The 11723-nt window shown below is 41.9% G+C and carries 9 protein-coding genes and 1 pseudogene; 7 read left to right on the top strand and 3 right to left on the bottom strand.

All coding sequences use genetic code 11. The features are described from left to right. Window positions 1–182 precede the first annotated feature (182 nt). The 3 genes and pseudogenes from CDG79_RS35980 (at window position 183) to CDG79_RS35970 (ending at window position 3724) form a co-directional block, all read left to right on the top strand. Window positions 183–1463, top strand: a complete 1281-nt coding sequence (locus CDG79_RS35980; protein WP_442937460.1) for an ABC transporter permease — start codon at window positions 183–185, stop codon at window positions 1461–1463. Window positions 1464–1522: 59 nt separating this feature from the next. Further along, window positions 1523–2195: pseudogene (locus CDG79_RS35975) on the top strand (ABC transporter ATP-binding protein). A gap of 116 nt (window positions 2196–2311) precedes the next feature. Continuing rightward, window positions 2312–3724: a TolC family protein gene (locus CDG79_RS35970; protein WP_094346369.1), complete on the top strand. Its 1413-nt coding sequence runs from the start codon at window positions 2312–2314 to the stop codon at window positions 3722–3724. A 444-nt stretch (window positions 3725–4168) separates the two neighbouring features. Here CDG79_RS35970 and CDG79_RS35965 read toward each other — a convergent pair whose 3' ends face one another. Then, the gene (locus CDG79_RS35965) at window positions 4169–4612 is read right to left on the bottom strand and encodes a cyclic nucleotide-binding domain-containing protein (protein WP_094346368.1); all 444 of its coding nucleotides are present in this window, start codon (window positions 4610–4612) and stop codon (window positions 4169–4171) included. Between the two features lie 452 nt (window positions 4613–5064). Here CDG79_RS35965 and CDG79_RS35960 point away from each other — a divergent pair, with 452 nt between their 5' ends. Further along, on the top strand, window positions 5065–5889 hold the full coding sequence (locus CDG79_RS35960; protein WP_094346367.1) for a zinc-dependent peptidase: 825 nt from the start codon (window positions 5065–5067) through the stop codon (window positions 5887–5889). A 425-nt stretch (window positions 5890–6314) separates the two neighbouring features. Here the strand turns inward: CDG79_RS35960 and CDG79_RS35955 are convergent, their stop codons facing one another. Together CDG79_RS35955 and CDG79_RS35950 are read right to left on the bottom strand one after the other, a co-directional pair. Then, on the bottom strand, window positions 6315–6770 hold the full coding sequence (locus tag CDG79_RS35955; protein WP_094346366.1) for an EVE domain-containing protein: 456 nt from the start codon (window positions 6768–6770) through the stop codon (window positions 6315–6317). Between the two features lie 306 nt (window positions 6771–7076). Next, on the bottom strand, window positions 7077–7721 hold the full coding sequence (locus tag CDG79_RS35950) for a class I SAM-dependent methyltransferase (protein WP_094346365.1): 645 nt from the start codon (window positions 7719–7721) through the stop codon (window positions 7077–7079). 137 nt (window positions 7722–7858) lie between these two features. On the opposite strand from CDG79_RS35950, the gene CDG79_RS35945 reads away from it, so the two are divergent. From CDG79_RS35945 to CDG79_RS35935, 3 genes are all read left to right on the top strand, one after another. After that, window positions 7859–9496: an ArnT family glycosyltransferase gene (locus CDG79_RS35945; RefSeq protein ID WP_094346364.1), complete on the top strand. Its 1638-nt coding sequence runs from the start codon at window positions 7859–7861 to the stop codon at window positions 9494–9496. 74 nt (window positions 9497–9570) lie between these two features. Further along, complete coding sequence (locus CDG79_RS35940) at window positions 9571–10038, top strand: MarR family winged helix-turn-helix transcriptional regulator (RefSeq protein ID WP_094329242.1); 468 nt, start codon at window positions 9571–9573, stop codon at window positions 10036–10038. A gap of 164 nt (window positions 10039–10202) precedes the next feature. Beyond that, window positions 10203–11675 (top strand): HlyD family secretion protein, encoded by a 1473-nt coding sequence (locus CDG79_RS35935; RefSeq protein WP_094346363.1) that lies wholly within the window; start codon window positions 10203–10205, stop codon window positions 11673–11675. The last annotated feature ends 48 nt before the right edge of the window (window positions 11676–11723 follow it).

The raw sequence follows: 11723 nt of genomic DNA, 5'->3' as shown, positions 1-11723 counted from the left end.
GTTCCCCTTAAAGTGAGTTTTTTTAACGAACCGCATACCCCTTCTCTACGAGACGCTGCGCGAACGGGGAAGCAAGCTACGCGCAGCGTCTCGTAAGAGTTGGACGCATAGACGCAAAGCGGCTTCCCGCAGGGTAGGACACAAAGGAAGAGAAGGAAGAAATGAGTTTTAAATAAAACCTTATGTTTAAGATATTTAAGGGCTTTTACAAAGCTAAGAAGACCCGCACAGTACCGTTGCTGGAAATCTTGACAATGGCGGCAGAGACTCTGTGGAGTAACAAATTACGCACAGGTCTAACTATGTTGGGCGTGATTATTGGGATTTCCTCAGTCATTGCCATTACTTCTGTCGGTCAGGGAGTGCAAAAGGGGGTTGAGCAACAGATCCAAGCATTGGGTACAGATGTGATCCAAATCTTAGCGGGTGCTGCAAGAAGCGGAAATGTCCGTCAAGGAGTAGGTTCTAGCAGCACCTTGACTTGGGAAGATGCTAAGGCGATCGCTACACAAGCGCCATCAGCACAGATGGTTTCTGCTTATCTGCAACGGACTGCCCAAGTTGTATATGCAGGACAGAACACCTCAACAACTATCTATGGCACAGATTTAAATTACCCAGAAGTCAGAAATACTCACCCCCAACAAGGGAGATATTTTACTCAAGAAGAACTAGATACTGCTGCACAGGTAGCTATTCTTGGCCCCACAGTCCAAAGCACACTCTTTGGTCAGGGTGTAAATCCGATCGGCGAGAAAATTCGCATTCAGGGAGAGGCTTATGGAGTGATTGGAGTCATGGAAGCTAAAGGTTCTCAGGGACCGATGGATCGAGATGACCAGGTTTTCATTCCTCTAACTAGTATGTCGAAGAGACTAGTTGGCAACAATGCCCTGGTGGGCGTTTCTGTAAATGGAATTTTAGTCAAAGGGGCTAATCAGGAGCAATTAGAAGCGGCTCAGTTTCAAGTTACCAATCTCTTACGCCTGCGTCACAATATTTATCCGCCACAAGCCGATGATTTTCGGCTGACCAATCAAGCTGATATTGTTAGTACCTTTACTAGTGTTGTGGGTTTATTTACAGTCATGGTGGTAGCGATCGCCGGAATTTCTTTAGTGGTTGGTGGAATTGGTATCGCTAACATTATGCTGGTTTCTGTAGTTGAGCGGACGCGAGAAATTGGGATTCGCAAAGCCGTAGGAGCAACTAATTCGGCAATTCTCAATCAATTTTTAGCTGAAGCGATCGTGATTTCCATTGTCGGCGGAGGTATTGGCATGGCAACTGGCGTTTTATTAGCTTTTGTAGCTTCAAGCATTTTCAAATTTCCGTTTGTAATTTCTTTCTTGTCGATCGTTGCTGGGTTTGGACTCTCATTGAGCGTTGGCTTACTCGCTGGGGTGATTCCAGCACGGAATGCATCTAAATTAGATCCAATCACTGCTTTACGTAGTGACTAGATAATTCGTAATGGGCTAACGCCCCGCTACGCTAACGTAATTCGTAATTCGTAATTAATATGCCAACCATGATTTGGATGGAATCTATTACTAAAACTTACTACTTGGGAGAAGNTTAGTGTTCCAATACTTAAAGGAATTGAACTCTCCATTGAGGAAGGGGAATATGTCTCGATTATGGGTGCATCAGGTTCGGGAAAATCCACGCTCATGAATATTTTGGGATGTCTGGATCGTCCCACAACTGGAGACTATATCTTTGAAGGCAGAAACCTGACGACTTTTGATGATGATGAATTAGCGTATATCCGCAACCAAAGGATAGGTTTTGTTTTCCAACAATTTAACCTATTGGCGCGGGCGACAGCACTGGAAAACGTCATGTTACCAATGGTTTACGCTAATTTACCCAAGCCAAAACGCCGTGAAAGGGCATTAGAAGCCCTGGAAAAAGTAGGATTACAGGGACGTATATCTAACCGTCCTAGTCAACTCTCTGGGGGACAACAACAACGGGTAGCGATCGCTCGCGCTTTGGTCAACCGACCTGCATTAGTTTTAGCAGATGAGCCAACAGGAGCTTTAGATACTGAGACTTCCCATGAGGTGATGAATTTGCTGACTGAACTTAATAACCAAGGGATCACGATTGTGATTGTCACTCATGAACCAGATATTGCTGCTCAAACCAAAAGGATTATTCGAGTTCAGGATGGTTTGATTGTAGGCTAATTTGTTAATATCAACCCTTAGAGAGGAAATTTAAGATTTAAATCTCTGTAGGTCAATCAAAATGAAAACTTTTGATTGTATCCTCAAAGAAACCTAATTAATGACTACATGTATTTATGAATCTTAGCTTATTGTTTGTGCATTCTACCTGGGTTAGCGTAGCGTTGGGGATTCTTTTTCCAACTTTAGCAAGTGCAGCAACTCCCCCAAAACCGCAGAATTCCTCAAACTCAGTACAGGTTCCCGATTACCTCAACCCTAATCCCAATCCTCTCCAATTCCCTACCAAACCGGAGGAAGTAAGGATTCAGGGAACTGTACCAATCAGTTTGGCACAAGCTTTGGAACTAGCACAACGGAACAATCGAGATTTACAAGTAGCCATATTGCAGCTAGAACGCAGTCGTTCATCTGTACGTGCATCTCAAGCTGCCTTATTTCCTACTTTGGGAATCAACAGTAGTGTGACTAACAGTGGTAATGGTTTTACTAACAATTCATCTCAAGCCAGCACCTCTTTTAATGGTTCAGCACAACTGAATTACGATGTCTATACTTCCGGTAATCGACAAGCAACAATCCAAGCCGCTGAAGAACAACTACGTGTGGATGAATTTAATGTTGAAAGTCAGTCTTTGACAATTAAGTTGAATGCCACAACTCAATACTACGATTTGCAACAAGCGGATGAACAAGTAAGAATTAATCGGTCTGCTGTGGAAAATGCCCAGGCTAGTTTGCGGGATACTCAAGCCAGAGAACAGGCTGGAGTAGGTACGCGGTTTGATGTGTTGCAAGCTCAGGTTAATTTAGCAAACGCTCAACAACAACTGACTAATGCTATCTCGCAGCAGCAAATTTCCCGTCGTCAGCTTGCTACCTTGTTAAGTTTGTCGCAGTCAGTTGATATCAGTGCCGCAGATCCTGTACAATTGGCGGGTCTTTGGGAGCAGACGGTAGAACAAAGTATTGTCCAAGCGTTTAAAAATCGTCCAGAATTGCCACAATTTTTAGCACAACGTAATATTGCCGAGCAACAGCGTCGTCAGGCACTTTCTCAGCTAGGGCCGCAAATTAGTTTGGCAGCCAGCTACAACCTGCTAGATCGGTATAATGATGGTGTTAGCATTACTGATGGCTATTCAGTAGGACTCCAAGGAAATCTTACTTTGTTTGATGGGGGAGCCGCAAAAGCAAAAGCAGCTCAGTCGAGAGCTGATATTGCGATCGCAGAGACTAAATTTGCTAGCCAGCGCGACCAAATTCGCTTTAATGTAGAACAGTTCTATTCTCAATTACAATCCAATTTAAAGAATGTGCAAACTGCCGGTGTGGCTTTAAATCAAGCCAGGGAAGCTCTGAATTTAGCAAGGCTGAGGTTCCAAGCTGGTGTAGGCACTCAAACAGAGGTGATTGCTGCTGAAAATGACTTGACAACAGCAGAAGGTAATCGAGTTACAGCTATTTTGGATTACAATCGCGCTTTAGCTAATTTGCAAACTTTAGTTACTTCTAGGGCTTCGCGCTAAGGTCATATCATTATTGAGGGCTTTCACGCTTCCAAGGAAAAAATTGGCTACTTATAATTATCACTCCCGGTTCGCTCATTTTTTTTGGAGTTCGAGAAATTGCCGAAAAACAGAAAAGCTAGGTTTAGTAATGGTTTTAGCCATTCCCCTAAATTTACCTTGAACTACCACCCTGTTCTAAAAACTCTATTTTTATGCGATGCCTACGGCGGTAAACTACGCGCAAAGTTGGCATTATAGTACGTTTGTATTGTAAATTAGAACCCCTACTAAATCGTTCAGCTTTTTTCTAACTCAATTTAAAATGGGCGAACCGGGAGTAATGAGTATGAAGTTGTCGCAACTGTAGTGCGGGCATCCTGCCCGCGTCGAGGGTGCAGATTAAATGCAGAACAGCTTACTCTCATAATTCGTTGCTGGCAGTAATTGCGATTTTTGCTATAACTAATGACGACCTGATGCAGTCACATTCATATCATCATTCAACTTGCGAATCAGACGGGATAATTCACGAATGATATTCACCGCAATTTCAGGAGTTTCTTCGATCGCATCATACAATTGCTCTTGCGTCAGTTCCAAAAACTCGCAAGGTTCCAAAGTCGTTGCAGTGGCGGAACGAGTTTGAGTATCAAATACTGCCATTTCACCGAAGTATTTACCCTGATCCACCTCTGCAAGTTGTTTATTGCCGATGTGAACTTTAACTCGCCCTGACACTACAATATAGAGCGATCGCCCTTCTTCTCCCTGGCGAAAGATGGTGTAATTAGCTGGAAATGACAGTTCGTTCATCACTGAAGTGAGCCGCACAATAAAATCATCCCGCAATTCCTTAAAAATCGGGACTCGCCGGACAAATAATAAACGGTCAACACTGGTTAGCATAATTACAATTTACAGGTCAAACATTACTGAATATGTGAAAACTGAAGCCAGAGCGCAATTAGTCATATTAACCGATGACGATCGCTAGCCGCAAAAAATATTCTAGACTTTGACGACATAAGGGACTTGCAAAAAATAAAACATCACATATAGCGATTTTCATTTTAATGAGGTACAAGGTAGGGTAGCACAGCTAGCTGTGCTACCCTACGATGGAATGTTTTTTTACTAAAAGTACTTTAAGATAAGTATTTTAATCAAAAGTCAAGGTTTTTCAGTACCTAGTAAGCTAAATTTATCTGATAAAATCTCAAAAAGCTTGCTATACATGGAAAATCAAGCTTATTTCTCAGATTATTTCTTAATATTGCCTCTTTACCCCTGTTCCCCGTTCCCTGTTCCCTCTTAAAGACTGTGAATTTAGCATAACAAGTACGGTAGAGCCAAAGTCAATGATTAAAGCAATAGTTGCCTTTCTCATCATTGGGCTGATTATCACTGGGATTTTAATCAATCCCATTCTAGTCAAAAGGCGAAGAAACCGTCTCAAACATCGTCCTTTTCCCCCACTTTGGAATGCAATTATTGAGAATAATCTTCCCATTTACCTTTGTCTTTCTCCCAATGAAATCAGACGACTTCAGGGACATATTCAAGTATTTCTAGCAGAAAAACAATTTATTGGCTGTAGAGGATTACAAGTGACAGAGGAAATGAAACTAACCTTGGCATCTGTCGCCTGTTTACTCCTACTAAATGAACGTGGGCAGTACTTTCCCAGACTTCGTTCAATTCTGGTATATCCCAATGCTTATTTTGTGAAAGAAACAACTTCCGTTGGAAATTATGTTGTTGAAGAAAGGCGCGTGGCAAGACTGGGTGAATCGTGGACAACTGACCAATTAGTAGTGTCTTGGGAACAGGTGAAACAAGACACTAATAATTGGAGAGATGGACGTAATGTTGTGCTTCATGAATTCGCCCATCAGTTAGATCAAGAAGATGGCAAAGCTGAAGGAGTTCCTATACTGCAACACAACTCAGATTATCCGATTTGGGCGCAGGTGATGACAGAAGCATATCAGCAACTTTGTAATGATGTTTCACAAGGTGTAAACACGGTAATGGATAGCTATGGTGCAACAAATCCCGCAGAATTTTTTGCTGTAGCGACTGAGACATTTTTTGAGAAACCGCAGCAACTATTGTCCAAGCATCCAGCACTTTATGAGCAACTGCAACGTTATTATCAGTTAGATCCTGGGCAATGGGTATGAGTTCGCGTTAAATAAGCAAGATGAAATTAGCTTCGTAGTCAGGACTTTAGTTCTATTTCAAGGACTAAAGTCCTTACTACAAACCTTGAATGATTGTAAGAATTCAGGAGTCAGAATTGGCTAAACCTTAGCTATCCGCTAACAGGAGTCAGAATAGTTAAAGAATCAGATGAAGATTTGATAAATGAATATCCTAGCTATACTAAACTTCTTATATAGGACTAGTATTTGATTTTTGAAATCTTAGGTAGGGTGCGTTAGCAGGGAGAGTACGGCACCATCAGCTTGGGATGGTGCGTTACGACGTTCCGTCTAACACACGCTACAAATACTTATATTTTTTCAAAAATCAAATATGATTCCTATATATTCTGGCTTCAGACTCCTGGGTGCTGAATTCTTACGAATGATTTACATCTATTTACTTAGAAGTTTTTCATCACCAGAATCTTCAAAGCTACTGCTTCAGGAACAGGCATCACCGATAACCGATTTCCTTGTCTTACTAAGATTAACTCTTCAGCTTTAAACTTTTCTTTGAGTATTGATAGCAAAATAGGATTAGAAAAAGTCTCAACAAATTCTACTACAACTGTTTGCCAACGAGGGGATTCGGAAGTTGATTTCGGGTCGTAGTATTTACTTTTTGGCTCAAACTGAGTCGGGTCAGCAATATCTTTTTTGACGACACGCATTAACCCAGCAATACCTGGAAAATTAGTATTGGAATGGTAGAAAAAAGCTAAGTCTCCTTCCTGCATAAGGCGCAAAAAGTTGCGAGCTTGATAATTGCGAACACCGTCCCAGATAGTCTGGCATTGCTGTTGAAGGTCAGCAATGCTGTAGGCTTCTGGCTCTGATTTCATTAGCCAATAATTCATCTAGAGAAATTATATATATACAAAACTATTTTAATTTTGAGCAGGTAAGTAAGTTCGTAGTAAGGACTTTAGTCTTTATTTTCTAAGAGGATGTCTGAAAAGTTTTTTTGTATACACCTAACACTTGGAGATCCCCCTAAATCCCCCTTCAAAAGGGGGACTTTAAGACTCTTATTCCCCCTTTTTTAAGGGGAGTTAGGGGGGATCAACAAATATTTGATACTTTTCAGACATCCTCTAAGCACTAAAGTCCTTACTACAAACCCTCTTGCACTAGCTTAGACATTGTACTAGTAAATATTTGGCTTAACTGCGATAAGCGATGACAGCATAAAATGGATCTCCTCCAGCTGCACCCAACCACTGTAAAAAATTCGGTACTGTTGACTTATGAGCTATAACTTCTACCGTTGTAAATCCGGGGACTGAGGCGAAGTAGGCTTTGACTAATTCCACTCGCTGTGATTCTGAAGCCTCCCGCCAAGCTTGAATTGCCTTTTCAAAAAACATCCGGTTAGAAAAGCTGATAATTGCCACACCACCAGGTTTCAATATGCGGTAAATTTCAGAAAAGACTGCTTCTGGATATTGCACATACTGCACAGATACGCAATTGAGAACAGCATCAAAATCTCCATCTGCTAAAGGTAGCTGCGGATTTTCGTTAAGATTTTGCACAAAGTAATGATTTAAGCGACTATTTCGTGCTAACTCCTCACTATTTAGTCCGTGTCCTTCCACATGGTCAAACTGCATCTCTTCTGGCAGATGAGACACCCAACTGCTCATCATATCAAAAACGCGGGTGTTGGGTTTGAGGCGATCGCGATATAAATCCGTTAGCTGTTGAATAAATCCTTCATCGACATGAGTGACGAAGCGGGGATAGGCATAGAACAGCTTATCGTCTTTGTCGTCTAATTTCAGGCGTTGATTCGGTCTTAACTGCATAAATCTCTCTTTTGGAGTACTTTTTCGGAAAATTGCGGTAATTCCAGGTATTTTTTAACAATCACTATGTAACATATTTTAATAACAGTAGGACACATAAACGAGTCTAGATAGCAGCATTCAATTTTATCAATTCAATGTTCTATAAATTACACTTTTTGCAGCATATTTGGCGACAAATCCGCCTAGTCGGATCGTTACCCTATTTGAGTTTGTTAGTTTGGATACTGCCCTTATTACTATTTACTTCTGGACACAATAGCCTGATGGCACATGATGAAGCACTTTATGCTTCGCGTGCCCGTTTGATGTTTGATTCTGGTAATTGGATAACTCCTTGGGAAAGGGCACATCATAAAACCCCCGGCCCTTATTGGTTAATTGCTAGTTTTTTTAACCTGTTTGGGATGAGTGATACTAGTGCGCGTATTCCTAGTATGATTGCTAGCATTTTTAGCTTATGGCTTGTATATGAAATCGGCAAAATTATGCTAGGCAAAAAATTGGCTTGGCTAGCTGCTGCAATTTTAAGTGTTGAATTTCTCTGGCTACAATACTCTCGCTTAAGTACACCTGATGTCCCGATGATTTTCTTAGTACTTTTAGCTATTTTATCTTTAATCAAAACGGAAATACACCTTAAATATCGCTACTTCTGGAGTTTTATAGCTGGTTTAAGTTTAAGTTTAGGCTTCTTAGTTAGAAGCTTTATGATTTTTTTACCAATTATAGCTTTATTCCCTTATTTAATTTGGGAACATCACCGTCATCGGCATCTTAGTAATCCAATTTTGTATTTAGGTTTTTTCGTAGGTTTAATACCTACCTGCATTTGGCTATGGTTAAGTTGGTTGCACTACGGAAATCAGAGTTTTGAGGAGTTACTCAAGTTTGTTGTGCAGTTGGGTTCTGAGAATCAGAATCATAATAGTCCACTATTCTATATGTGGAATATCCCCTTAAAATCATTTCCTTGGGCTTTTTTCGGGATTTTAGGTTTAGTTTTGATTCTCCGTCGTCCTATTTATCGCTACCAGTTAATATTAGTTGGTTTTCCAGTTGTCTTATTTTGTGAACTTAGTATTTTTACCACTCGTTTCCCTCACTATAGTCTTTGCCTTTATCCGTTCATCGCTTTATTTGCATCTGTGGGTTTAAATTGGCTAGGCAATATTTATCAGACAGGAATTCAGCCAAAATTATCTATTGAAAAAGGTAATGCAATAAGGAATCTTCCTCGGAATCTCAGTTATGGCTTTGGTGGCCTCGGTATTTTGCTTGTTATAAGGAGTATTGGCATTCTTAGTTCGGGGAGTTCTGATATTCGCAGGTTTGCGACTATTACCTTGGTTATGGGCTTAGGTTGGTTAATTTTACCTGTGGTGTGGATTAGTCGTTACCACTTTGGCAAAAAGTTTCTCACAGCGCGTTACTGGATTGCAGCTTGGTTAATTCCCTGTTGGCTAGCCTTAGCGACGACGGGTAGTATAGGTCTGTTAAGTGACTATAACCCAGTTTTGAGAACTTTTTTACAACAACCTGCGATCGCCTCAATTATCCAATCTCATCCTACCTACTATGTCCAAATAGATCAGAAAACCCAAGTTCTGTTTGAGTTCTATCTTCCTATTCATGTCCAACCAGTAGCCTCTATTTCGCAAATACCAGCTTTGAGCTATGCTTGGATCTATGCCGATCAATCCCCTAGATTATCTAGACCTCACCGCATCATCGGTACTGTTCAAGAGTATCAATTGATTCAATTTATTCCCTAAGACAGATGCAAAGCAACTATTGCTAAAGAAGACTAGTTTATGTACAATAGTACGCACACTAAGTATTTTGCTAAATGGTTTCTACATCAAATCATTCCCCAGCTTTAGAGTCGTGGCAGCAAAATCTGGCACCATACAATTTGGGCTATAGAATCAAATTAGTCTCACAACTGCTCGGACGCAAGTTTACTGAGAGGCTAGAACCCTTTGGACTTACACCATTTCACTGGCTAGTATTGTGCTGTTTGTGGCAAGAAGATGGTTTACCTACTTCTAGTATTGGAGACAAACTCAAACAAGTAGGAGGGACTTTAACCGGTGTGCTAGATCGGATGGAGGAACGCGGCTTGGTGCGTCGAGAACGCGACACCAACGATCGCCGCATCTGGCGAATCTGGCTAACGGATGCAGGTAAGGAACTAGAAGCTATCTTACCGCCAATCGCCGCAGCAATTCGTGATGAAGCGATGGATGGTGTTTCCTTTGCAGACCGGGAAATATTTTCCCAAATCTTGAACCGGGCGATCGCTAATCTTTCTTAAAGATGATCTTATAATCACCCGACTGGGGGAGGTGCTGTAAAGATTTGTTTTGAGATAATATTACGCATACTAAGGAAATAAGATTTTTTTCAGGAAATATTACGCATTCTAAATAAACGATTATCAATCAAATTATTGAACGACGAGGAAGCGAGGTAACAATCATGGGTGCTAATACTTTTAACGGACGCAACGGACACAAAACCCCAGTTTTAGAAAAAGAAGTGATTCCTGATTCAGAGACTTTAGAAATTCTAACCGCAGAGACATCCGCAACAGCAGAAGCACCTGTTGTGACTCCTGAAATCGAGAAAGAAGTTCCAGCGAAACCAAAGCGGAAAAAACCGACTGGTTTGATTTTGGCAGGATTAGGCGTGGGTGCCATCGCCGCAGGTACTTTTGGTTATCACTATTGGCAATACGCTTCCACCCACCAGGAAACAGACAACGCCACTGTTGCAGGAAACATTCACCAAGTTAGTACCCGCATTCCCGGAACAGTGAGTGAGGTACTTGTAAATGACAACCAACTGGTGCAGCCGGGACAATTATTAGTCAAGTTAGATCCACGAGACTATGAAAGTAAGGTACAACAAGCAGCAGCAGCTTTAGAAAATGCGCGGGGACAGGCCCAAGCTGCCCAAGCAAATATTGCCTTAACTTCACAAACTACCACTGGTAAGACAACTCAAGCGCAGGGAGATGTTAGTGGTGCGGTAGCAGCAATTTCCACAGCCCAAGCAGCAGTACAAGAAGCCCAAGCGGGGATACCAGCTGCCCAAGCTGAAATCAGACTAGCCCAAGCGGGGATACCAGCTGCCCAAGCACAGGTAGCACAAACAAATGCGAATTTGAAAAATGCCCAAGCAGATTACAATCGCTACAACCAATTGTATCAATCAGGGGCGATCGCTCGTCAGCAATTAGACACAGCTAAAGCAGCTTATGATGTGGCTACAGCCCAAAAAAACGCCGCCATTCAGGGAGTAGAACAAGCCCAAGCTAAATTAGCCTCTGCCAAAGTTGGTGTCGCCAAAGCCCAGTCTCAATTAGCGCAGGCGCAAGAAAATGTCACCAACGCCCAAGCTAAATTGGCAGCATCCAAGGGAGGATTGCAACAAGCTACCGCAGGCGGACAAGATACAACAGTAAAACGCAGTCAATACGAAGCAGCAAAAGCGGCGATCGCGCAATCGGAAGCATCACTGAAAGATGCACAATTGCAACTATCCTACGTCAACGTTACCGCTCCTAGTGCCGGACGAGTTGGTAGAAAAAACGTGGAAGTTGGCAACCGAGTAGCATCGGGAACACCATTAATGGCGATCGTAGATAACAACTACTGGGTAATTGCGAACTTTAAAGAAACCCAATTAGAAAAAATGCGCCCAGGAGAACCAGTAGAAATCAAGCTGGATTCTTTCCCTCATCACACCTTTATTGGTCGTGTTGATAGTCTTTCGCCAGCTTCCGGCGCTCAATTTGCCCTATTGCCACCGGATAATGCTACAGGTAACTTTACCAAAGTTGTCCAACGCATCCCAGTAAAAGTAGTTTTTGACCAAAAGAGCATTCAAGGGTACGAATCGCGGATTACTCCGGGGATGTCTGCGGAAGTTGCTGTGGAAGTCAAGTAATGTCAAATTGTGTGAAGGAAGCAGAAGGCAGTCCTGATGAAACTAGTT

Source organism: Nostoc sp. 'Peltigera membranacea cyanobiont' 232 (assembly GCF_002245985.1).
Taxonomy (GTDB): domain Bacteria; phylum Cyanobacteriota; class Cyanobacteriia; order Cyanobacteriales; family Nostocaceae; genus Nostoc.
This window is presented reverse-complemented; position numbering and strand designations above follow the sequence as displayed.

What these genes read in the sequence shown, in the direction of transcription:
- CDG79_RS35980 (WP_442937460.1), top strand. Translation starts at nt 183, where the DNA reads ATGTTTAAGATATTTAAGGGCTTTTACAAAGCTAAGAAGACCCGCACA.
- CDG79_RS35970 (WP_094346369.1), top strand. Translation starts at nt 2,312, where the DNA reads ATGAATCTTAGCTTATTGTTTGTGCATTCTACCTGGGTTAGCGTAGCG.
- CDG79_RS35965 (WP_094346368.1), bottom strand. Translation starts at nt 4,612, where the DNA reads ATGCTAACCAGTGTTGACCGTTTATTATTTGTCCGGCGAGTCCCGATT.
- CDG79_RS35960 (WP_094346367.1), top strand. Translation starts at nt 5,065, where the DNA reads ATGATTAAAGCAATAGTTGCCTTTCTCATCATTGGGCTGATTATCACT.
- CDG79_RS35955 (WP_094346366.1), bottom strand. Translation starts at nt 6,770, where the DNA reads ATGAATTATTGGCTAATGAAATCAGAGCCAGAAGCCTACAGCATTGCT.
- CDG79_RS35950 (WP_094346365.1), bottom strand. Translation starts at nt 7,721, where the DNA reads ATGCAGTTAAGACCGAATCAACGCCTGAAATTAGACGACAAAGACGAT.
- CDG79_RS35945 (WP_094346364.1), top strand. Translation starts at nt 7,859, where the DNA reads ATGTTCTATAAATTACACTTTTTGCAGCATATTTGGCGACAAATCCGC.
- CDG79_RS35940 (WP_094329242.1), top strand. Translation starts at nt 9,571, where the DNA reads ATGGTTTCTACATCAAATCATTCCCCAGCTTTAGAGTCGTGGCAGCAA.
- CDG79_RS35935 (WP_094346363.1), top strand. Translation starts at nt 10,203, where the DNA reads ATGGGTGCTAATACTTTTAACGGACGCAACGGACACAAAACCCCAGTT.